We start from the raw sequence: 23,055 nt of genomic DNA on the forward strand, positions 1-23,055 counted from the left end.
TAAAAAGGTACTAGAGCAATTTATATATATAGTTACAAAAAAGGGGTTTGCTATACACGTATATGCACAGAGCGTTATATCAATAGTGAGGAAATTACTTTTGTATCATTTAGCTCGTTTTTTCTTTTCACTATTTTAAAGTAGAACTGGAGAATGGTAAGGTTTTTCATTTTTATAACTGGCAATTTGATGATGAAACGCAATCAGCTATTTCTAAAATGTACTGTAATAAGTTAGCTAAAAAAGTAGAAAATATTGGCGGTAAATGCAGCGCGTGATTTTTTAATTTAGATAGAAAAAAGGAGCAATTAATTGCTCCTTTTTTGTTTTTATTTTATAACGCGCTAATTAAACTTTTTTATAGCCTTAGCTTTTAGCGCTTTCATCTTTAGCCTGCGTGGCTTTTTAAAAGATTGTATAGGCATTGATACCATATGCTCTTGTGGCAGTGCCGGAATTGTTTGTGGGTAAGTTCCTTCCTCTGGCACGGAAATCTCTTTTAGATGTACTTTAAGCGCCTCTAGAGTTGAGTCGTTATCAACTTCACTAGGGCAAATAAATATACCTAACTTTCTTAGCTGTACGCCAAGTTTGATACTACTGGTATAACGGATAATTGGAGCACCTAATACTAAGCCTAATAATATAGGTGATAGCCACCAAAAGAATACAGGTGTGAAGTAGTAGGCTGTGCTACCCCATGCTATAGCCACAATAGTAGAGAATAACGTATAACCAAACGCTTCTTTCCACGGAACCATACGACCTTCGCGCGGTTGTGCATCCCACTTCACTTTTTTACCTAAAAATACGCAAAGCACAAAGTAAGCATGAAATACCATCATTAATGGCGCAACAATAATAGCAAATACGGTTTCAATGATTGAACCTAGTATGAGCTTAATTGAACCACCAAAGCGTTTGTTTCTATGTATTAGGGTGACTATTACGCCCATTAATTTAGGCATTAATAAAATAACAATAGTTAAATACAAGAGTGAATCAATAAGATCGGTTTTAGCTATTTGCCATGTAGGAAATAATTGATAAACACGGTTAAAGTACACATCACTATTTAATGCGCGCGTTACTGCATCAATAGTACTTAGCGCTAGCATTGAGAGCCAAATTAGTGATGAAATATAAGCGGTTGCACCTAATAGAAAGTGCAGCTTACTCATTAATTTTAATTTAGATGACGATAGTAAACCTAAGTGCTGAATATTACCTTGTACCCAGCGTCTATCGCGTACAGCATAATCGAGGATATTACTTGGTACTTCTTCGTAGCTGCCTTCAATATCTGATAGTAATAGTACATCCCAACCTGCACTATGAAGTAGTGATGCTTCTACAAAGTCATGACTTAAAATCTCACCGCCAAAAGGTGCGTTACCTTTGAGTGTTGGCAAGCCACAGCACGTTATAAATGCTTCAACTCTAATGATTGCATTATGACCCCAGTAATTGGCTTTATCTGTTTGCCAAAATGCTGAGCCAGTAGCGAGCATTGGGCTATATAGCACTGACGCAAACTGTAAAAAACGACCAAAAAAGGTATCTTGACGAACAGGTATTGGAATCGTTTGGATCAGGCCTGCTTGTGGGTTGTTTAGCATGCTTGTAGTAAGTTCTAACATACATTTACCGGTCATTACGCTATCTGCATCAAGCACAATCATATGGTCGTAATTACTTCCCCAGCGCTCACAAAAGTCGGTTAGGTTACCTACTTTGCGGTGTTTGTTATCTTCGCGACGACGATAAAAAACATGCTTTGCTGTATCCCCTAAACGTTCGCACAATGCATGCCATGCACTTAGCTCGTTTTTAACTATTTGAGGGTCTTGTGTATCGCTTAATAAATAAAAATCAAAATTATCAAGCTGACCAGTTTCTTTTAACGATTGTAGACTTACTTCAAAGCCCGCGATAACACGGTGGGTATCTTCGTTATAAATAGGCATTACAACGGCGGTTTTCTGAGCGTTAATTGCCTCGTTATTGAACTCAATTGGTTTAATACGTTTTAACGTAAGCGGGTCAATTCGAAACAACTGTAGTACAAAGCCGATTGTGCCACTACAAAAGGCCGTTACAATCCAAGCAAATGTGATTGAGAATAATACTAAAAGGGCATACTCAAGTAATGTCATACCGTTTGAGCTTAAAATCTCAAACATAATAGATATGCCGTAGCCAGATGTGCCAAGTGCCGCAATGGCAAATAGCCATACTCTTAGTGTTTTGAATGGCATTGGAGTGCCCCTACCTTTATTACTTGATGTCATTTGGGTACCAAACATAGCTCCATACCTCGCTAATTTCTTTGTCACGTAGTTTTAACGATAAACGCATATCAACGGGTTGATCGTCCTGTGGTGCAATTTTAAAGGCTACACGCCATCCACGTGAATCCGGAAGTTTTTGTACATTCACGTCGGTTACTTCGCCTGTTGTAAGTTGAATGTCGGCATCTAGTTTTAACTGTTTAGACAGTTGATTTATTTCTGAACCAGTAAAATCAACAGTAAATTGGCGGTGGCTTTTTGGTGGTGGGTTGTCCTCACCTGGTAATGCGGCGCTACCAATTCTTGTACGTAGTACACGTGCTTTCTCGTGCTGAGTTAAAACTGAATTAAAGGTCGTCATTTTGTAGCTTAATTTTAATGAATCTCCGGCCTTCATTGGTTTTTCTGGTACCCAGTAACTTACGATATTGTCGTTAGTTTCTGTATCAGTCGGTATTTCTACAAGCTCTACACGACCATTTCCCCACTCACCTTGTGGTTCAATCCATAGGCTAGGGCGGTCGTGGTAATGTGCTTCTGTGTCTAGATAGTTATTAAAGTCTCGGTCTCGTTGAGCTAACCCAAAACCTTTTGGGTTATTGTACGAAAATGAAGTAACGCTGAGTTGTGATGGGTTATTAAGAGGACGCCATACCCACTTGTCATCAGCAGATTGAGTTAATAGGCCATCCGAGTCATGAACTTCAGGGCGATAATCATCAAAAAATTTGGTGCTATTTTCGCCGTGATAAAACATACTCGTTAATGGTGCTACACCCAGTTTTTTAATATCTTTACGCGCAAAAACCTGCATATCAACATCAACTAGCATATTCGTTGTAGGGTCGACGCTAAATTTGTACGCACCAGAAATAGATGGACTATCCAATAATGCAAAAATGGTGATTTGTGTTTGCTCTGGCTTTGGTTTAACTAACCAAAACTCTTTGAACATTGGAAATTCTTCACCCGAATTCTCAGCAGTATCAATGGCAAGGCCCCTTGCTGATAAGCCATAAACTTGTTGAGGGCCAACGACTCTAAAATACGATGCTCCCTGAAATACCATTACTTCGTCTTTATACTCGTTAGTATTTAATGGGTAATGTAAGCGAAATCCAGCATGGCCTAGTTGAGTGCCCGCCACACTTTTAGCTATTTCTTCTTGTAGTGGTGCAGCAGTGCCATCGTATTGGTAAAAGTCGGTGCTGAAAGGTAAGCGGCTACGTTTAGAGTCGCTATCAACAGTATTTATTGTTACAGGTGTTTTATATAAAAAACCAGGGTGGAATAATTGCAGCTCGTACAGGCCTTCATCTTTCCACACCGCTTTGTCTTTTTTAAATCGAATTGAACGGTAGTCTTGATAATCAATATTATTTAGCGCTTCAAGCTCGATGTTTTTAGGTGCAACATATTCTTCGCTTGCTAACTTTTTAGCGCGAGCGCTAATTACATCAAATAAGCTACTTTGTGGAATTGCTACATCAACAGTTGCAGCAATCGCTTGGTTGCTATTGCCCCAAGTCGAAAAAATAATAAGTAGACCCAGTAGTGGTGCTGACTTTTTTTGCCATTTAGGCAAGTTTTGGGTTAGTTGTTTCATTCTCATTCCTTTATAAAAACACGACTTATTTTTACGTTTAGGGTAAATATTGATTTTGTTTTGTAAGTATCTTCTAATTTACTTAAAGCAAAATGTGAACCCTTATAAAAGTTCATATTTTTCAATAGGAAAAACCAATATACGTAACTCACTGAGGCTTTTTTTGTGTAAAATTCACTCAATCTTATGTAGTTGTTACTGATTAATTACTAGAAGACTCACTAATCGTATGAACATATTACGGGGAGTTTAATGAAGCTTGTCTGAATTACATTTGTATAAAATAAAAAAGCCGCAAAAGCGGCTTTTTATATGTTTAGATTTTACTTAATTATTTCTTTTTAAATCGACGCACTATTGATAGTGGTGCTAAAAGAAGTGATAACCATAATAATGAACCTGCATCATTATCATCATCTGAGCGTAAGTTATTTACCTTAACGGCTACTTTTTCAATGTTTGATAAGTTACCAGCACTATCTTGAGCTTGTACTGTTAAAGTAATACGATTTTCGAATTCGTAATCAATCTCTCCAGCAACAATTAACTGCCCCTCATTGTTAATAGAAACGCTGTCATTATCAGATGTAATAAATTTAACAACAGGTGATTCATCGGCATTTGGATCACTAAAATCGAGCGTGCCGATAATTGTGCCAATTGCGCTGTTTTCATCGATTGCAAAAACTTGATCGGCTGCAATTACAGGTGTTTGCTCTTCAGGCGTTAAAGTAATTTCAGATTTAATGTCAATAATCACAGGGTCATGATCTGATGCGCGGTATGCACTTTCAGAGTACAAGCTAGATTGTTGACCTTCGCTTTTAAACTCTACATTGTAATCAAGTGAAATAGGTTCATCTGCGTTGATATGCCAATCTGTTGCAGCGACAACTTTACTAAGTAATGATTGTGTAGCTACTGCATGGTCTAAACTTCCTGCACGACCAGAAAAGCTATAAGAATAACCAAGCGTATCACCATCAATTTCAGCAACTACATTTTTGTAGCCTTTATCAGCAAATGCACGTATTGGATCTTCCATTGCGTAAGCATTCATATCGCCGACTAAAATAGTATCTTCGTCATCAACACCGGTTGGTTTGCTATCAAGCCAATCTGCGAATGCATTAGCACCTTGCGTGCGTATTTCATTCCAACAGCCTTGGCCATCACCTGAATCTGCATTGTTTCCAGAAGCACTACCACAGCTTTTAGATTTAAGGTGTGACACAGCAACAGTAAATACTTCATCAGTTTCTATTGATTTAAAGCTCTGTGCAATTGGAGCACGGTTACTAAAATCAAATGGAGCCTCAGTTGTAATGGCAGCAGTGCCTACTTCTTCTACTTTGTTAGCACGATAGATAAGTGCGGTAGTAATTGCATCGGTACCAATTTGATCTACGTTAAAGTCAACAAATGCATAGTTGTTAGCACTATCAGCATCATTTAATGCATCTACTAAGCTAGCAATTGCACTAAATTCGCCAAAGCCATCATTCTCAATTTCCATTAAACCAACAACATCGGCTTCAATAGCGCTAATGGCACTTACAATTTTAGCTTCTTGACGAATAAATTCAGCTTCAGTATCTGCACCTCGAGATGTAGGGAACCCTCCGCCTTGGCCATCACCATTGAAGTAATTAAGTACGTTAAAGCTAGCTACACGTAAATCTGCTTCAGCATTAAGTTCAGGCGCATCTTCACGTGCATTTGTTGCAATAAACGAAGGTGCTAAAGTTGGGTGAATTCGGTAAAGACCGAAGCTATAAGCAAGTGCCCCTGTAATAGTATTAACAGTATCGCCAGTTCGTAAAGTATTTTCTGCCGATAACCCTGGAGTTGGATAAGCTGTAGGGTCTAAGTTTTGTACTGTAGAGCCATCATCTATTAAAATCTTTTTAAGTAGATTTTCAGTTTCAACTGCATTAGCAGCATCGCCAGGTAATGCAACCTGGGTACCTTGGTACAAGCGCTCTGTTGCTAATTCAACTTCACCATATCGACCAAGACCAAAGTTATTAGTCACTACTAATGGTTGCTCTAATGTGACTAGCATACCTTCAAAAGCTTCTAAATCAGTTGTATTAGCTAAAGGTAAAGTGATTTTTGTAGCTGCTGCAGCTAAACCAGTGCCACACACCGCAACTTGGCTAACACTGCCAATTTGTGTTGCATCAAAATACTCTTCAACAGTACCTTGTACACGTACATGGTCGCCTACATTCACGTCAGTATCTGCAAAATATACAAATACACCTTCAGAGGTAAGTGGATTTGCATCTATATCAGCAGCCAGTGAGTTAACAAAAAAGCCTTTTAATTGTTCATCACCTTGAAAATCGGCGCTTACAACACCTTCAAGTTCTACTAATGTACCTACAAGTGGGCTAGCAGAGCCGTCACCTTGAATAGCATTTATTAGTGTTTTTTCTGCACCACAAACTAGTGGTTCAAGTGGCTCTGGTTCAGGGTCTGGCACAGGAGCGGTACCACCATTACCTGCATGTGAACCTAAGCCATCAAAATCATCTTGATCGAACTGTACCCATTCTTCACTTGGGTTGAACTCTGCGTCAGGTGTTGTTCTACCAGCGGTAATACTATCTTTTCTACGAAGTGTTTTATTTTGTGTTTGTACTGCGCCTTCAGACCAAAACGAACCGGGATCTACACCGCGCTGGCCGAAGCTATCGACTACGGTACTACCTTGCATTAGGACTAATGCATCATCACCATTAAAGCTAGCAACACTATGTTCTAAATCGGCTTTTTCTTTTAGTGCATCATTTGAACTTGAATGAACGATAACAAAGGTACTGTTAGCTGCCAAAGTACCAGACAAATCAAGAGTTGATTGAATTGTAGTTTTGCCATTTACATACAAGCTAAGTGTATACCCTTCAAGAGAAAGCTCCGTATCAGCATTATTATAAAGCTCGATTGCTTTATTATTACTGCTTCCCTCTATATATTCTGAAATGATTAGATCAGCGGATGCTGGTGCACTGAGACTTGCTATAACAAGTGCGAGTGGTGTTATTTTTGTTTTAAACATTTTTTTATTATTCCCGTGTATTAATCCCAAAATGGGACACCAGTTTAGAGAATAAATATGACGGAAATAATACAAAAATGTAAACGAATGTAAATAAAAGGCGGTTAAACCGCCTTTTAATAAAAAATTACTTTTTAGCTAGATATTTTGCGGCTTGCTTAGCAAAGTAGGTTAATATTCCATCGGCACCTGCACGCTTAAATGCAAGTAAAGATTCCATTATTGTTGCCTCTTCACTTAACCAACCGTTATCAATTGCTGCTTTGTGCATTGCATACTCGCCACTTACCTGATATGCGAAAGTAGGTACACCAAATTCGTCTTTAACACGCCGTACAATATCTAAATAAGGCATACCGGGCTTTACCATAACCATATCAGCGCCTTCTTGTAAGTCTAATGCGACTTCACGTATCGCTTCATCAGAGTTTGCTGGATCCATTTGGTAAGTTTTTTTATCAGCACCTTTTAAGTTACCAGCAGAGCCTACAGCATCTCTAAATGGGCCATAGTAGCTAGATGCGTATTTAGCTGAGTAGGCCATAATTCGAGTATGAATAAACCCATCAGCTTCAAGTGCTTCGCGAATAGCGCCAATACGACCATCCATCATATCAGAAGGGGCAACAACATCAGCCCCAGCTTCTGCATGGGAAAGTGCTTGTTTAACTAAAATTTCAGTAGTGACATCATTAATAACATAACCTGAATCATCAATAATACCGTCTTGGCCATGCGTAGTGAAAGGGTCAAGTGCTACATCAGTAATCACACCCAACTCAGGAAAAGCTTCTTTTAACGCTCTTACGGTGCGTTGTGCTAAGCCATCATCGTTATATGCTTCTTCGGCAAATAATGATTTTTTATCCGCAGGCGTTACTGGAAAAATAGCAACGGCAGGTACGCCAAGTTCAACGAGTTCTTTTGCTTCAACAAGCAGTAAATCAATTGATAGGCGCTCAATACCAGGCATTGATTCAATTACCTCGCGGCGATTTTTACCATCAAGTACAAATACAGGGTAAATTAAATCATTTACGCTAAGCTGGTTTTCAGCCATTAAGCGGCGAGAAAAGTCGCTGCGGCGCATTCTGCGCATGCGAGTATATGGGAAAAGGTCTAATCCTGATTGGGCCATATTAATATGCTCCTACTGTGGTAATGGAAAAGTGATTACTTGATTACGGCCATGCTGCTTTGCGTAATAAAGTGCTTTGTCGGCGCACTCAGTAAAAATTTGAGGGTTGCTAACATCATCAGCAATACTGGTGTATACACCAGCGCTAATAGTAAATTGAATATCATTATTGGCAACCGTTACAGTACTTACTGAGATATCAGCTCGTATTTTTTCAGCTATGTCTTGTGCGCCTTCACTAGGGGTATTAGGTAATAGCACAACAAATTCTTCACCGCCATAACGGGCAACTTCATCGAGTGGTCGTTTTAAATGGTCTTTTATAAGGTCAGACACTGCTTTAATAACTTGATCGCCAATGATATGGCCGTACGTGTCGTTGATATTTTTAAATCGATCTATATCAAGCATAACAATGCTAAGCGGCGTTTGTTCTCGACGAGAGCGACGAAGCTCCATTACCAGTTTTTTATCAAAAAAGCGTCTGTTTTTTATTCCAGTCAATGCGTCTTCAGTATTTAGTAACTCAAGTGAGCGGTTTTTTTCTTCAAGCTCTCTAAGCGTCACTTGTAATTCAAAGGTACGCTCGTCCACCTGAGATTCCAGTTCTTGGCGAGTTTTTTCTTGTAATTTTAAGCGCTCTTTAAGTAGTGTATCTTGTGCTGTGTTTTCAGCAATCAAGGTTTGTTGGGCAATTACTTCTTCATCGCGTTGTAAAATAAATAACTTCATTACGCTGTAGCATAAGCAAAAAGTGCAACCAAAAAAGCATGCAAATACAAATGCGAGCGTACTTCTGTCAAAGGCGTGTAGGCCCATTACTGCAACAATAAAATAAAGTATTACCACCAAGAAAAAAACCAATACAAGTAATAGTGCTTTGTTTGGTTTAGAAGGCGTTAAACGCACGCACATAAACGTAGTTACAATATAAAAGCCTAAAACGATTGGAGTAGTGATTAAACAAAATAATGTAACTATGTTGTTTGGAAGTAGCCAAATAAATAATAACGAAATGGCTAAAGCGTTAACTACAACTTTTTGAATAGTTAGCAGAAGAGAGGGCCTTGGATGGCAAACTTGCTTTTGCAAAGGCAAAAACATTAAAGTGATAAGCATAAGTAATATAGGGATCATAACTTGCTGTAATGCAGGCAAATTAGGATGAACGTACCTTAAGCCAAAACCACAAATGTAGGCTAATACACTACCTAATGTGAGAGATATCACCCCAGCATAAACAAAATAACTTTTACGTGAAAAACCATATAAAACTATGCAACTCACACCCAAAGAAAATATAAAACCAATCAATAAGCCATAGAGTAAATTGAGTTTTCCTTTGTGTGCCAAATAAGCTTCTGGTTGCCACAGTGTTAAAGGGACTCGCAAGCCTGAGCTATTCGCCACTTTCATTATAATAAGCGTTTCGTTATTTGCAGGGCTGAGCAGTTTAACTAATAAAGATTCACTTTTAATTGTGCGCTTATATAAGGGGTAGGCATCACCAATTTGAGTATAAGAAAGTAATTGCGAGTTATGTAATTGATATACTTGAACGTCGTTTAGCAAAGGATTGTTTAGTGACAATATTTGCTCAGTATTATAACTAAGTGTGTTTTTTATTTTAAATTTTATCCATACAGGACGCTGCTCTAGTCCTAAATTAAGGGGTTTTGCTGTGTTTTTTTGCCACTGTATATGGCTACTATGTTGTGCACTTAATAGCGACGTTGGTTCAAAAGAGTAATACAGGTTATTAATGTTTTGAGAGTTAAAATCGTGTTTTATTATTACTGGGTTTGCGAAACAGCAAAAAGTGCAAAGGAATACTAATAGGCTTAAAAGTGCCTTTGCATAGGCCATTAACGATCTTCTAAACCAAAAACACGGTGAAAGTTTTCTGTAGTTTTACGGGCCACAACTTCTTCATCTATTTGATAAAGTTGTGCAACCGTTTGACAGATATAAGGAAGCAGGGCAGGTTCATTTTTACGTGATTTAGGTTTTGGTTTAACTGTTCGTGGAATTAAAAATGGTGCATCAGTTTCTATTAATAATCGATATAGAGGAATGCTAGGCACTAGCTGTTGTAAATCTTTTCCACGCCTTTCATCACATACCCAACCCGTTATACCAATATATAGACCTAAATTTAAATATTGCTTTAGAGCTGCTGAGTTACCCGTAAAGCAGTGGAGTACACCGCGAATATTAAACTCTTTTAAAATACTTAACATGTCATCACTTGCATCACGTTCATGCAAGTAAACAGGTAAATCTAATTTTTCAGCAAGTGCTAATTGGCGCCTAAAAACACTGCGCTGTACATCGCGAGGCGAAAAGTCGCGGTTATAATCAAGGCCACATTCACCAATAGCAATAACATGCTTATTATTTGCAAGTACAGTTAGTTGTGCTTCTAGCTCATTAGTGGCTGATTTTGCATCATGTGGGTGGATACCCGCCGTAGAATATTGAAGATGCTTTGTTGCAAGTTCAAGTGATTGCTGACTGCTTGCAATATCACAACCAATAATAAGCATATTTGTAACACCCGCTTCATTGGCACGGGTAATTACATCAAGGTGCTGCTCATCAAATTGATGATTAGTTAAGTTAACTCCAGCATCAATTAACGTATATGACATTACTTAGTACGTTTAACGCGTATAGAGCGGTTTTTGCCGTCAATTTTAAGTAAAAATGAGTTAAAAACACCTCGGCTAATTACAATCGTATCGTTCTTTTTCAAACGCATACTGTCAGAGCCAATTTGACGCCATTGTTGACCGTTATCTAGCGAAATAATTAACTCGCCGTAAGCAGCTTCTTCAACTGAAGCAACCATAGCTTTAATTTCAGCGTCTTTTTCTGTTTGTGATTTTTTGTACTCTAACCCAAATTCATCAGCTGTTGTTTTTACTTCTGTTGGTGTTGTAGCTACTGCTTGAGGTACATTATTTGCTGCTGGTGGTGTGAGCGTTTTTGTTACTGATGGCTTAACCAGTGACTTACCCGCGATTGTATTGTCGTAACAAAGTAAGCGGTTAAAATCGTTTTCAATGAAGCTACATGCTTGTAACGCTTGAGTATTAAACTCTGTTTGCGCAGCAAAAGTCGGTGCGCTTAATAAAACCAATAGTGAGAGTAGTTGTTTTTTCATTTTATTCCTCAGATTCTTTTTGTGGTTTAGCGGTATAAAACTTTGCTAAAATTAGACCTAGTTCAAACAGAAGAAGCATCGGAAATGCTAGCAATGTTTGTGATAATACATCAGGCGGTGTTAAAAACATCGCGACTACAAAAACACCCACGACGATATAAGGGCGCTTTTCTTTTAAGCTTTTTGTTGTTGTTGCGCCACTCCAGCATAGCAACATAATAGCCACTGGAATTTCGAAAGCGACGCCAAATGCAAAAAACAACTTTAATACAAATCCTAGATAACTACTTATGTCAGGTGCAAGGGTCATCATTTCGGGACCGGTACTTGTAAAAAAGCCTAAAATAATTGGCAGAACTACAAAGTAACAAAAGGCTATGCCGCCATAAAATAATATTATACTTGAGGCGAGAATAGGCATGAGCATTTTCTTTTCGTGCTGATATAAGCCCGGCGCTATAAACCCCCAAACCTGATGCAATATCCATGGAATCGACGTAAATAAAGCGACAAATAAAGTAAGTTTGAAAGGTGCAAAAAAGGGGGCTGTTACATCAGTTGCAATCATGGTTGCAGTACTTGGCAAATGCGAGACTAGCGGCTGTGCAACAAAAGCATAAATATCATTTGCAAAATATACTATGGCAATAAAAATAACAAAAATGCTTAGTAGTGCCTTTATTAGCCGATCACGCAACTCAATTAAATGAGCTACAAACCCTGATTTTACTTCCTCAGCCATTATTTTTTATACCATGTAGTAAGTTGACCACAAAGTGAGAAATAAATTTCACTTTTTCTCATCAAGTTGTTGGTTATTTGATGTATCAGATTGTTGTTTCTTGTAGCTGTGAGTAACTGATTCAGCCGCTTTTTGTAGCTCTGTTAGTGAGCTTTGTAACTCAGGGCTTAAATCTTTCAATTCTTGCTGTTCTGCTTTTTTAAGGTTTTCGTGCAGCTCATGGATGCGAAGCTCTTCACTTACTTCGGCTTTTACTGAGTTGGCAAGTGATTTAGCGGTTTTAACCCATTTACTCACTGTTCTAATCGCAACAGGTAAGCGCTCAGGTCCGAGCACCACTAAACCAACAATAAAAATAACAACAAGTTCCCACATGCCCATACTAATTAAACCTTATTGTTATCTTTGTTTTTTTCAGTATCGGTTGAGTTGTCAGCAGTGTTTTTTTCTGATTGTTGAATTTGCTCGGATTTCTCTTTCTCGCTCATTTGATCATCCGACATTGCTTTTTTGAAGCCCTTTACAGCGCCCCCAATATCGCCACCCATACCGCGTAGTTTTTTTGTGCCAAAAAGTAAAACTATGATCGCTAAAACAATTAATAATTGCCAAATACTAATACCACCAAAACCCATGGTTTTCTCCAATATATAAAACGGTTAAATGTTTATTTTAAATACTAATTATACGCTCACTAGCGCAAATAGCACCCAGTTTATGCGCTGCGCCATGCCGCTATAAAGCTAATAGCCGATAAGCTTATTGCAAGACTTGCAGCTATTAAATCGTGCTGTAAATAACAAAGTGTTGCCATAATCATTGTAGCACTACCAAATAAACTCAATATTAAAGGTTTATGAGATACCTTTTGTTCTTGTGGTTGAATGTGTGGTGCTCGCTTTAAATTTTGGTAAATTAGATCCGGTAACTCGGGCATTTTTTCAGCCCAAAATGGCAAGTTAGCATACATTTGCTTCAGTACTGATAGCGGTCCAACTTGTTGCTTTACCCAGTCTTCTAAAAAGGGCTTAGCTGTTTTCCATAAGTCGAGTTGTGGGTATAGCTGACGCCCCAATCCTTCAACGTATAATAAAGTTTTTTGTAGTAATACTAATTGCGGCTGTACCTGCATGTTAAAACGACGTGCAGTATTAAATAGATTTACGAGTACGTGCCCAAATGAAATTTCAGCCAAAGGTTTATTAAATATAGGCTCGCAAACTGTGCGAATCGCAAATTCAAATTCTTCAATGCTAGTATCTGGTGGTACCCAACCAGAATCAACGTGTAGTTGTGCAACTTGGCGATAATCACGGTTAAAAAAGGCGATAAAGTTTTCAGCTAAATAGCGTTTATCTTCTTTGCTTAACGTACCAACAATACCGCAATCAATACCGATATACATTGGGTTTTCAGGGTGCTCTCGAGAGACGAAAATATTACCTGGATGCATGTCGGCATGAAAAAAGCTGTCTCTAAACACCTGCGTAAAAAATACTTCTACGCCACGCTCAGCAAGTAATTTCATATTAGTGTTTTGCGCCATAAGTGCATCGGTATCAGAAACGGGTATGCCGTAAATACGCTCCATTACCAGCACATTGCTACGGCTGTAATCACTGTAAACTGCAGGGATATATAATGAATCGGAGCCTTCAAAATTGCGTTTTAGTTGAATGCCGTTGGCACCTTCTCGCATTAAGTCGAGCTCGTCTAGGAGTGTTTTTTTATACTCTTTAACTACTTCAACCGGGCGCAGGCGTTTTGATTCGTTATGTACTTTTGCAAGTACCTTTGCGAGCTTTTCCATTAGCGCTAAATCGGCATTAATTTGCTCATAAATATTGGGTCTAATAACCTTAATTACGACATCTTGCTCAATACTCTGCTCATCAATCAGTTTTGCTGTATGTACTTGCGCTATAGATGCAGAAGCTAGTGGAGTTTGTGAAAACTCACTAAACAATTCACTTATGTCGTTAATTTCGAGCGCTTTTTCTATTATTTCTTGTGCAAGTTCGCCTTCAAATGGTTGAACTTGATCTTGTAAAAACGCAAGCTCTAAAGCGATATCATGAGGGAGTAAATCACGACGAGTAGAGAGCATTTGACCAAATTTGATCCAAACAGGACCCAGCTCTTGCAATGCTAAACGTAAACGTAGCCCTGCCGGCTTTTCTTTGTGCTGATTACGCAGCCAAAATAAACTGCCACGGGCTACTTTACCAAACCAAGGCACTTTATGCTTTGGAATTAGCTCGTCTAGTCCATAGCTAAGTAACGTTTTGGTGATGTTATACAAACGTGCAGTCGACACAAAAAATCCTTAGCGGGTGTTTGAAGGTAAAAAAGAGTTTAAAAGGGCGTTAATACGTTGCTCAACGGCAGCGACTTGTCCTTTGAGTTCTCTATTTTTTTGTTTAAATTGCTCAAGTTCTAATGGATGAATAGTAATTGCGAGCTCATCTTGGCATAAACTTGTAAGCATGGTACTTATTTTAGTATTGGTTTTGCTGCTCTTTTGTTTTAGTTCTTTTAAGTGCAGGTATAACTGCTGAGCGGGGGCATCGCCAATGTATTTAGAAAGTTGTTCAGGCCAATCAATATCAATACCTGAAAATGCATTGCTATAAGTTTGCGCAATATTCAAATCGCCTTGTAAGTCGAGCTTATCTTGGCGAATTAACTGGGTAAGCATTGCAGGGTTTTTGAGCGCTAAAAGTGTGTCTATATCTGCGCTGATCATACAATCTGCGTTTTCGTTACTTTGGGCACTGTATAAGTGTAATTGATCAGCACTATAAACGAGTTGGATACTTTGTTGCCAGTTTCTTATTTCAACCACTAAGCGCTTATGTTTAACGGCGTTTAGCTTTTGAGATAATTGTGGGTCAAGGCTAAGCGCTTGATTTAGTACACGCTCAATAAGCGAAAGTACAAAATTAGGTAACATAAAAAACTCAGATGATATTGCACCATTATTGTTTTTTGTTATTTTTTCAAGCGCCATAACTGCTAGCCTTAATATTTAAAACCACGATGCAGTGCAACAATTCCGCCTGTGAGGTTTTGGTATGTTGTTTGTTCAAAGCCTGCATCTTCCATCATCGCTTTTAATGTGTCTTGATCTGGATGCATACGAATAGACTCAGCTAAATACTTGTACGATTCACTGTCGTTAGCAACTAGCTTACCCATTGTTGGCAATAAATTAAATGAGTAAAAATCGTAAGCTTTACTAAGTACGTCATGCTCTGGTTTTGAAAACTCCAAAACAAGTAACCTGCCACCTGGCTTTAAGATACGGTACATAGAGCGCAGAGCTTTGTCTTTATCGGTAACGTTACGTAAGCCAAAGGCAATAGTGATCACATCAAAGCTATTATCTGGAAATGGCAGCATTTCTGCATTCATTTGTACGTAGTCAATATTACCTACTAAGCCAAGATTATGTAGTTTTTCACGACCAACCTTAAGCATAGATGAATTTATATCGCCCAAAACAACTTGACCGGTCTCGCCAACTAATTGACTAAATTTTGCCGTTAAGTCGCCAGTGCCGCCGGCTAAATCGAGTACATGATGGCCTTTACGAACACCTGAGCTTGCAATAGTTTGACGTTTCCATAAACGATGCACACCAAAAGACATTAAATCATTCATTACATCGTATTTTGCAGCTACTGAGTGAAATACATCAGCAACCATAGAAGCTTTGTCGCCCTCGGCTACTGTTTTATAACCAAAATGCGTGGTCTTTTGTTCGGTTTCGTTCATGATTAATCTCTATCGTGACAATAGAGGTTAGTGTACTTTATTGTACGCGGTAGGTGCAATTTGAATATGATTTATCAGGTAATTTATTGCCCTGCAGTGTAGCTACTTTGCCCTAATGACCGCGCTTTAAAAGCCGCATGAGACGCTTTTTTAGCTAACTGATTAAAATCATCTTCTTGCAGATGTTGAGCAATTCCTAGAGATAAGCCAATACTAGGTAACTTAATCCCTGTTTTTGAACTAACAAAGCGAAGCTTTTCGACCCCATTTCGGACTTTTTCAGCAATAACATTGGCCGTTTCTGGGTCTATATCGGCGAGTAAAACAGTAAATTGATCTTTAGCTGTGCGGCCAGGCAAGCCACTTTGAAAAACATATTTTTGCACTTGTTTAGCTACTTTATTCAAAATAACTTCACCAATAATATCACCGTAATTTTCAGTAAAGTGATCAAGATTATCTATTTGAATCGCAATAGCGCAGATAGATTTTTTCTGGTTAGTCCATACTTGGGTTTGTTGCGTTAAATAATGGCGCTTATAAAGCCCTGTTTGGCTATCTATAATATGTTGTTTACGAAGTTGATTTAGCTGCTTTTTTGTTTTTTCGTGTAGTTGTTTGGTTTTACTTAGTTCTTGCTTAAATTGTTTGTGTTGATTTAGTAATTCGGCGGTTTGATTATGAAGTACTTCAAGCGCTTGACGGCTTTGCTCTATGTTGTTCTCATCTAGTGAATGTACGCATTCGCTCACCTGACCCGCAAAACGAATTATCTGTTTTTCAGTAGCTTGAGAATTTTGAGAAAGTGAACTTATAACACCATCAACATTTTGAATCATGTTGACTTGCTCTGTGTGACCGGTATTTAAAAATTCAGCATGGAGCTGTTCAATTAAAACGCTGTCTATATTGTTTTCAACCGCAATAGCGCGGTCTAGGGCTTTGTTCAGCTCAAGGTTAGTTTGGCTAGTATAGGTATAAACAACTTGATAATTGAGCGGCGTAGGAGAAAGTGCATAGCGCTCTAAAAACACACACACTTTAGTCATTTTTTCTTGTGCAATAGCCATGGAATCATGGAACATCATTTTAAATACCAACTAAGTACGCATAAGTGCAAATTTTAAAATATCTCATTCCATGAGGCGGTTATGCGTCCGAGCTTTTTATTATTTTTTTATACAGTAATCATTATCCGCGCTATTTAAAAGCAAAAACGATAGTTAGGGAACTTAAATTTTACTTTAGCAGCCCAATCGCTGTTTTTCTCATCAATTTGGCTGGTTTTTACTTCTGTTAACGTATGTAGCATTATTTCAATATGCTAGTTTGTCTCATTTACTTGCTATTTCTTTAGCCTACGATAGTTTTATGCAATCTATTGCATCATCAAGTTAAATAATAATGAATCTTTTTTTACCAAAAACGCTTCGCCAAACGCTTCTAGGCATAACTGCTTTATGTTCGTTAAGTGCATGTCAAATAACCACACCCAATGCGAATGAGCAGTTTACTCAAGTAGCACAATCTATTGTTCAATATAGAGAAAGTATAAACCCTTATAGCAGTTCAAAAGGGGTTGATGGTTATTTACTTGCCAATTTATCGCCAGAATTTTTAGCAGAGCAGTACGAAAGTAATACTCAATTATTAGCAGACTTAGATGCTGTAGATGCAACTAAGCTTAGTGACGAAAATCAAATTAACTTAAGTATTATTCGTGCTCAAGTGCAAAATAGCGTAGACGAATATGTGTTTAATGCGCATTACATGCCGCTTACATCTGAGTATGGTTTTCACTCCGGTCTGTCGTACATCGTTAACAGTTCCCAATATAAAAAAGAGCAAGATTTAGAGACATACCTTGCACGTTTAGCACAAATCCCCCGCTTTTTTGAGCAAAATATATATTGGATGAAAAAAGGGCTCGAAACAGGTCTCACCCAACCAAAAGCAGTTTTAGAAGGATACGAAGACTCCATAAGTACTTATATTGTTGATGATGTAACTCAATCAGAATTTTATAAACCGTTTTTAGCTAACACTGCCAGTTTAAGTGAGAGTGACTTTTATGCACTTCAACAGCGAGCTAAAGTTGTTTTAAAAAATAAAGTAATACCAGCATATAAAAGCTACTTAACGTTTTTTACTGAGCAATACAAACCGGGCGCCCGCACAAGTATTGGTATTTCAGAAACCCCTAATGGCAAAGCTTTTTATAAAAACCGTGCTAAGCATTACACCACTACCGACATGACACCTAAAGAGATCCACGAGCTAGGCTTAAAAGAAGTTGCTCGCATTCGAGGTGAAATGGAAGCTGTAATAAAAGAAGTTGGTTTTAAAGGCTCATTTGCTGAGTTTATTCACTTTTTACGTACTGACCCACAGTTTTACGCAACAACACCTGAGCAACTTTTGAAAGAAGCAGCTTACATTGCAAAAAAAATGGATGCACAGCTGCCTAAGTTATTTCATACCCTACCGCGCAAACCTTATGGCGTGGCACCGGTACCTGCAAGTATTGCTCCTAAATACACAACAGGTCGATATTCTGGCTCTAATCGAGATGATGAAGCTGGATACTACTGGGTAAATACTTACGCTTTAGATAAGCGCCCTTTGTATGTTTTAGAAGCATTAACATTGCACGAAGCAGTGCCAGGTCATCATTTACAGATATCACTTAATGCAGAGCTTGAAAATTTGCCGAGCTATCGTCGTGATGCTTACCTTTCGGCATTTGGCGAAGGTTGGGGGCTTTACTCTGAATACTTAGGTTTAGAAGCAGGCTTTTATCAAGACCCATATAGCCGTTTTGGTCGCTTAACTTATGAAATGTGGCGAGCAGCACGCTTGGTTGTTGATACAGGGATGCACATGTATGGCTGGAGCCGCGAGCGAGCTATGAACTTTATGAGCGAGAACACCGCGCTTTCGCTGCATAATGTTAGAACAGAAACTGACCGTTATATATCTTGGCCAGCTCAGGCACTGTCATACAAAATTGGTGAGTTAACTATTAAACGTTTACGTGTTGAAGCAGAGCAAGCGCTTGGACCAAATTTTGATATTCGCGAATTTCATCATCAGGTTCTTCGCCATGGTTCAGTGCCCTTGTCAGTATTAGAAACACAGGTACGTTTATATATAAAAAATGAGTTAAGTAAGCAGCAAAAGTAGCTTTGTAGGGCTTATAAACCTTGAACAAACAAAGGTGTTGTGTCATTTTGACCACAACACCTTTTTTATACCACAGAGCTAGTAGTGTAGTTTATTTTAGCGACTCCAATCGTCAAAATATTCACATACTACGCAATAGATATTATTTAAAAATATAGCCATCAAGGGGCCTTAGATGAGCAATTTCATTATGTTTAGTATTGACGTATTTGCGAGTATTTTTATTATCGCACTTGGGTTAATTGTGCTTACTGTTATTATTTTTTACTTTCGCGATATAACACAAACAAAACATGCTATTAGGCGTAACTACCCAGTAATTGGCCGCTTTCGATATTTTTTTGAACGCCAAGGTGAATTTTTCAGACAATACTTTTTTGCCCTCGATCGAGAAGAAATGCCATTTAACCGCGCTGAGCGCAGTTGGGTTTACCGCGCAGCAAAAGATGTCGATCGCACCGCTGCATTTGGTTCAACACAAAGCTTAGAAGTGACGGGTACGGTTATGTTTATGAACTGTGCTTTTCCTACTTTAGATGAAGAAGCGCTCGACCCGAGTAATGTTACTTTAGGTCCGTATTGTAAAACACCTTACACCACTAATTCGTTATTTAATGTGTCGGGCATGAGCTTTGGTGCGCTTTCAAAGCCTGCTGTGAGCGCTTTATCAAAAGGTGCTAAATTAGCGGGTTGCTGGATGAACACAGGTGAAGGGGGCTTAAGCCCTTACCACCTTGAAGGTGGCGCCGATTTGGTATTTCAAATTGGTACAGCTAAATATGGTGCCCGAGACGAGCATGGAAACTTAAGCACCGAGAAACTTAAAGAAATAGCAGCTCACGAACAAGTCAAAATGTTCGAGCTAAAAATGAGCCAAGGTGCAAAACCAGGTAAAGGCGGTATGTTACCAGGGCGCAAAGTTAACGCCGAAATAGCTAAAATTAGGGGTATTCCAGAAGGGCAAGATTCGATTAGCCCAAATGGACACCCTGAAATTAAAAACCCAGCCGATATTCTCGATATGATAGCCACTGTACGTAATGCCACAGGAAAACCAACAGGCTTTAAAGCCGTTATTGGTGATTACACGTGGTTAGAAACGTTATTTGCAGAAATAAATCATCGTGGCATTGAGTCGGCACCCGATTTTATAACAATTGATAGTGCTGATGGTGGTACGGGGGCTGCACCGCAGCCGCTTATGGATTCGGTGGGTTTACCTCTTCGCGAAAGCTTGCCGCTTGTAGTTAATATGCTTGAAAAGCACGGTCTTAGAGATCGCGTGAAAATTATTGCATCGGGTAAATTAATCGTCCCTTCAAAGGTTGCATGGGCATTAGCGCTTGGTGCTGATTTTGTTGTATCGGCTCGTGGTCATATGTTTGCACTGGGCTGTATTCAGGCAATGCAATGTAATAAAGATACCTGTCCGACCGGGATCACTACGCATAACGAGCGTTTGCAACGCGGCTTAAATGTAGCTGATAAAGCGCAACGAGTAGCTAACTATAATAAATACATTCATTACGGAGCTGGTTTAATTGCTCACTCATGTGGTGTAACAAGTGCACGTGAATTAGGCCGTAAACATGTTCGGATAGTGCAAGAAAGTGGGCTTTCAGAGCCGCTTGATAAAATTTATGAAAACTACAAGTAAGTTTTAACAACTAGAAGGCGCTTATAGCGCCTTTTTTAATGCTTGTTAGTTTAATTGGCTTATTAATAAACTAAAGAATGCTTCTTTGTTGTTGCATGTTTGTGCATTTAAAATAAGTTGCTCGCCTAGTGCTAATGTTTGTTTTTGCACTGTAAGGCGCGCATTGTCATCACTAATACTATCTATATCGCTTACGTGCGCAAGCCCAATAGTACGCCTAATTAACTCAGCACCACAGTAACCAACAGCATCTTGCAATACGTTTTTCATAAAGTATTGCGCATAGCCTACTGGCGCTAGTGATTCATCTGTTGTTTTAGTGCGTATTAATTCAAGCCATTGCTGCTCAAATAAACTATAGGTGTCTACGATACAGCTAAGTAAATGTGTTTGGTAATTACGACGTGCTACAAAGTCATCAATATGCCCTGCTTGTGCGCAGTAATTCAATAGCAAATTACCAATAAAAGAGCCAATATCGAACCCAATAGGCCCAAAAAAGCCAAACTCTGGGTCAATCATCTTTGTATTATTACAATCAACAAAAATGCTACCGCTGTGCATATCACCATGAAGTAATGTTTGCGGGTTAGATAAAAAATTAGCTTTTAGTTTTGCTATTTCTAACTTCAATGCGTTGTTTTTTTGTATTGCGTCAACTTCGTTTTGTAGTTGCTTTGGGTAGTTATTGCGTTCGTGCTCAATGTACGGATCGCTAAAAAATAAGTCTTCAGTGATTTGGCAAAGCTCAGGATTAGTAAATTGGTTAACGAGTGCTTTTTTAGTTTGCGCGGTTAAGTAAAAATCTGAATTATAAAAGCCGGTGTGGCTTAAGTAGGTCGCTACGTGCTGCGCTAATTTAGGGAATTGCTCTGCATTATTTTGTGCAGTACGCAATATTTGTAAATTACCTAAATCTTCTAAAATAGTCAGCGCTTGCATTTCACTATAATGTAAAACATTAGCAGTATAAGTAGGGCAAATAGCACCATGGTTAAGTAAAACTTGTGCTTCTATACGGGCTCTATCAAGTGTTAATGGCCACGACTCACCCACGCAACGCGCGTAAGGCAGAGCTTGCTTTAAAATAACACTATTGTTTTGCTCATCAGTAATTCTAAATACTAAATTAAGATTGCCATCACCAAACTCATATGCCGATAAGGTTTGTCCGGAATCAAAAAAATTACATTGTTTAGATTCAATTAATGTCGATACGTAATCGATAGCGCGCTGTGCATTAAAAGCAACATAGTTAGTCATGGTTTAAATCTCAAAAATCAGCTTTTGAGCATTCTATACTTTTAAATGTTTAGATGTCTACAAGTCTAACTTGAGAGTTATTCAAAGTGGTGTAAAATAACGTTACGCATTTTTAATACCTTAAGCATTATGCAAAACTTAATCGCAAGCAGTTTAAAATATGAAAACGGGTCGCTTAGTGTGCTCGACCAATATTTACTACCTCACCAGCAGGTATGGCATCAGTGCCATGATGTAGAAACCATGAAAGAGCTGATCATTAACTTAAAAGTGCGTGGAGCCCCACTTATTGGTTTAGGCGCGAGCCTGTTAGTGGCGTATTTAGCTGAGCAAGGGATAGTTAAAGGTGAGCTTGAAAAAGCAATCAATGAACTAGAAGCCACTCGTCCAACGGCGGTTAATTTAATGCATTGTATGGCGGCATTGCGAAAAGCTTTAACGCAAAGCGATTATGTTGCCGGTATTGTTAGTACTGCTGAGCGGTTGTTTATTGAAGATATTGAGCTGTGTGAACGAATGGCAAACCGTGGTGCCGAGCTTATAAATAGTGGCGACAACATATTAACTCATTGTAATACAGGGGCGCTTGCAACCGCTGGTATTGGTACTGCACTAGGTGTTATCTACAAAGCGCAGCAAAAACATGGCAACGTACATGTGTGGGTTGATGAAACACGACCATTATTACAAGGCGGCCGCTTAACTGCCTTTGAGCTTGAGCGCTGGAAAATTCCGTACACATTAATTTGCGATAATATGGCGGCAAGTTTAATGGCTGCAGGTAAGGTGGATAAAATAGTAGTAGGGGCTGATCGTATTGCTGCCAATGGTGATTTTGCTAATAAAGTGGGCACCTATAATTTAGCCGTACTTGCGTATTTTCATAACATTCCATTTTATGTAGTTGCGCCTATTACCACGCTTGATACCAACACCGCGTGTGGTAATGATATAGAAATAGAGCAACGTAATCCTCAAGAAGTGCGCGGAGTTAGCGGTAGCTTTGGCGAGGCTTTATGGGCGCCCATCAATGCTAACGTATATAACCCTGCATTTGATATAACGCCGGCAAAACTGGTCACAGGGTGGGTGTTAGATACAGGTATGTATAACCAAAGTCAGGTTGAAAATGGCGATCTCATAAAGCTTAAGTAGCTTCGCGATGTTT

18 protein-coding genes are annotated in these 23,055 nt (G+C 38.8%); 3 read left to right on the forward strand and 15 right to left on the reverse strand.

Annotated features, from left to right (window positions below):
• Positions 1-344 precede the first annotated feature (344 nt).
• The 14 genes from mdoH to H5120_RS16450 form a co-directional block, all read right to left on the reverse strand.
• Entirely contained in the window at positions 345-2,306 is a 1,962-nt protein-coding gene (mdoH, locus tag H5120_RS16385; protein ID WP_024597082.1) for a glucans biosynthesis glucosyltransferase MdoH, read from the reverse strand.
• Positions 2,278-3,897, reverse strand: coding sequence for a glucan biosynthesis protein (locus tag H5120_RS16390; protein WP_182675521.1), 1,620 nt, complete (start codon positions 3,895-3,897; stop codon positions 2,278-2,280). The genes mdoH and H5120_RS16390 overlap by 29 nt, the downstream gene beginning before the upstream one ends.
• Before the next feature lie 331 nt (positions 3,898-4,228).
• Positions 4,229-6,961 carry an ExeM/NucH family extracellular endonuclease gene (locus H5120_RS16395; protein WP_182675522.1) on the reverse strand — a complete coding sequence of 911 codons (2,733 nt, stop codon included), beginning with the start codon at positions 6,959-6,961 and terminating at the stop codon, positions 4,229-4,231.
• 127 nt (positions 6,962-7,088) lie between these two features.
• Positions 7,089-8,099: a porphobilinogen synthase gene (gene hemB, locus H5120_RS16400; RefSeq protein ID WP_024597079.1), complete on the reverse strand. Its 1,011-nt coding sequence runs from the start codon at positions 8,097-8,099 to the stop codon at positions 7,089-7,091.
• Positions 8,100-8,111: 12 nt separating this feature from the next.
• On the reverse strand, positions 8,112-9,965 hold the full coding sequence (locus tag H5120_RS16405; protein ID WP_182675523.1) for a diguanylate cyclase: 1,854 nt from the start codon (positions 9,963-9,965) through the stop codon (positions 8,112-8,114).
• Positions 9,965-10,750: a TatD family hydrolase gene (locus H5120_RS16410; protein ID WP_182675524.1), complete on the reverse strand. Its 786-nt coding sequence runs from the start codon at positions 10,748-10,750 to the stop codon at positions 9,965-9,967. Before H5120_RS16410 ends, H5120_RS16405 begins: the two co-directional genes overlap by 1 nt.
• Positions 10,750-11,265, reverse strand: a complete 516-nt coding sequence (locus H5120_RS16415; RefSeq protein WP_182675525.1) for a hypothetical protein — start codon at positions 11,263-11,265, stop codon at positions 10,750-10,752. Before H5120_RS16415 ends, H5120_RS16410 begins: the two co-directional genes overlap by 1 nt.
• 1 nt (position 11,266) lies before the next feature.
• Positions 11,267-12,007, reverse strand: a complete 741-nt coding sequence (gene tatC / locus H5120_RS16420; protein WP_182675526.1) for a twin-arginine translocase subunit TatC — start codon at positions 12,005-12,007, stop codon at positions 11,267-11,269.
• A gap of 48 nt (positions 12,008-12,055) precedes the next feature.
• Positions 12,056-12,388 carry a Sec-independent protein translocase protein TatB gene (gene tatB / locus H5120_RS16425; protein ID WP_024597077.1) on the reverse strand — a complete coding sequence of 111 codons (333 nt, stop codon included), beginning with the start codon at positions 12,386-12,388 and terminating at the stop codon, positions 12,056-12,058.
• A gap of 5 nt (positions 12,389-12,393) precedes the next feature.
• A complete protein-coding gene (tatA, locus tag H5120_RS16430; RefSeq protein WP_004334954.1) occupies positions 12,394-12,642 on the reverse strand; it encodes a Sec-independent protein translocase subunit TatA in 249 nt (82 codons plus the stop codon).
• A gap of 80 nt (positions 12,643-12,722) precedes the next feature.
• Positions 12,723-14,324, reverse strand: coding sequence for a ubiquinone biosynthesis regulatory protein kinase UbiB (gene ubiB, locus H5120_RS16435; protein ID WP_182675527.1), 1,602 nt, complete (start codon positions 14,322-14,324; stop codon positions 12,723-12,725).
• Between the two features lie 9 nt (positions 14,325-14,333).
• A complete protein-coding gene (locus H5120_RS16440; RefSeq protein WP_182675528.1) occupies positions 14,334-15,017 on the reverse strand; it encodes an SCP2 domain-containing protein in 684 nt (227 codons plus the stop codon).
• An 11-nt stretch (positions 15,018-15,028) separates the two neighbouring features.
• Complete coding sequence (ubiE, locus tag H5120_RS16445) at positions 15,029-15,784, reverse strand: bifunctional demethylmenaquinone methyltransferase/2-methoxy-6-polyprenyl-1,4-benzoquinol methylase UbiE (RefSeq protein WP_024597074.1); 756 nt, start codon at positions 15,782-15,784, stop codon at positions 15,029-15,031.
• 83 nt (positions 15,785-15,867) lie between these two features.
• Entirely contained in the window at positions 15,868-16,854 is a 987-nt protein-coding gene (locus H5120_RS16450) for a GGDEF domain-containing protein (RefSeq protein WP_182675544.1), read from the reverse strand.
• A gap of 334 nt (positions 16,855-17,188) precedes the next feature.
• Here H5120_RS16450 and H5120_RS16455 point away from each other — a divergent pair, with 334 nt between their 5' ends.
• Positions 17,189-18,967 (forward strand): DUF885 family protein, encoded by a 1,779-nt coding sequence (locus tag H5120_RS16455; RefSeq protein ID WP_182675529.1) that lies wholly within the window; start codon positions 17,189-17,191, stop codon positions 18,965-18,967.
• A 175-nt stretch (positions 18,968-19,142) separates the two neighbouring features.
• Positions 19,143-20,624: an FMN-binding glutamate synthase family protein gene (locus H5120_RS16460; protein WP_182675530.1), complete on the forward strand. Its 1,482-nt coding sequence runs from the start codon at positions 19,143-19,145 to the stop codon at positions 20,622-20,624.
• 45 nt (positions 20,625-20,669) lie between these two features.
• On the opposite strand, the gene mtnK is transcribed toward H5120_RS16460, so the two are convergent.
• Positions 20,670-21,887 carry an S-methyl-5-thioribose kinase gene (gene mtnK / locus H5120_RS16465; RefSeq protein WP_182675531.1) on the reverse strand — a complete coding sequence of 406 codons (1,218 nt, stop codon included), beginning with the start codon at positions 21,885-21,887 and terminating at the stop codon, positions 20,670-20,672.
• A gap of 129 nt (positions 21,888-22,016) precedes the next feature.
• Between mtnK and mtnA the strand changes: the two genes are divergently transcribed.
• A complete protein-coding gene (gene mtnA / locus H5120_RS16470) occupies positions 22,017-23,042 on the forward strand; it encodes an S-methyl-5-thioribose-1-phosphate isomerase (protein ID WP_182675532.1) in 1,026 nt (341 codons plus the stop codon).
• Positions 23,043-23,055: the final 13 nt, after the last annotated feature.

Origin of the sequence: Pseudoalteromonas sp. SR43-2, assembly GCF_014163885.1 — a bacterium.
Classification (GTDB): Bacteria; Pseudomonadota; Gammaproteobacteria; order Enterobacterales; family Alteromonadaceae; genus Pseudoalteromonas; species Pseudoalteromonas distincta.

Coding starts and splice junctions, on each gene's coding strand:
- ubiE (WP_024597074.1), bottom strand. CDS start 15,784: ATGAACGAAACCGAACAAAAGACCACGCATTTTGGTTATAAAACAGTA.
- H5120_RS16455 (WP_182675529.1), top strand. CDS start 17,189: ATGAATCTTTTTTTACCAAAAACGCTTCGCCAAACGCTTCTAGGCATA.
- H5120_RS16395 (WP_182675522.1), bottom strand. CDS start 6,961: ATGTTTAAAACAAAAATAACACCACTCGCACTTGTTATAGCAAGTCTC.
- mtnK (WP_182675531.1), bottom strand. CDS start 21,887: ATGACTAACTATGTTGCTTTTAATGCACAGCGCGCTATCGATTACGTA.
- hemB (WP_024597079.1), bottom strand. CDS start 8,099: ATGGCCCAATCAGGATTAGACCTTTTCCCATATACTCGCATGCGCAGA.
- H5120_RS16450 (WP_182675544.1), bottom strand. CDS start 16,854: ATGGCTATTGCACAAGAAAAAATGACTAAAGTGTGTGTGTTTTTAGAG.
- H5120_RS16460 (WP_182675530.1), top strand. CDS start 19,143: ATGAGCAATTTCATTATGTTTAGTATTGACGTATTTGCGAGTATTTTT.
- H5120_RS16410 (WP_182675524.1), bottom strand. CDS start 10,750: ATGTCATATACGTTAATTGATGCTGGAGTTAACTTAACTAATCATCAA.
- mtnA (WP_182675532.1), top strand. CDS start 22,017: ATGCAAAACTTAATCGCAAGCAGTTTAAAATATGAAAACGGGTCGCTT.
- mdoH (WP_024597082.1), bottom strand. CDS start 2,306: ATGTTTGGTACCCAAATGACATCAAGTAATAAAGGTAGGGGCACTCCA.
- H5120_RS16405 (WP_182675523.1), bottom strand. CDS start 9,965: ATGGCCTATGCAAAGGCACTTTTAAGCCTATTAGTATTCCTTTGCACT.
- tatA (WP_004334954.1), bottom strand. CDS start 12,642: ATGGGTTTTGGTGGTATTAGTATTTGGCAATTATTAATTGTTTTAGCG.
- H5120_RS16440 (WP_182675528.1), bottom strand. CDS start 15,017: ATGGCGCTTGAAAAAATAACAAAAAACAATAATGGTGCAATATCATCT.
- H5120_RS16390 (WP_182675521.1), bottom strand. CDS start 3,897: ATGAAACAACTAACCCAAAACTTGCCTAAATGGCAAAAAAAGTCAGCA.
- tatC (WP_182675526.1), bottom strand. CDS start 12,007: ATGGCTGAGGAAGTAAAATCAGGGTTTGTAGCTCATTTAATTGAGTTG.
- H5120_RS16415 (WP_182675525.1), bottom strand. CDS start 11,265: ATGAAAAAACAACTACTCTCACTATTGGTTTTATTAAGCGCACCGACT.
- tatB (WP_024597077.1), bottom strand. CDS start 12,388: ATGGGCATGTGGGAACTTGTTGTTATTTTTATTGTTGGTTTAGTGGTG.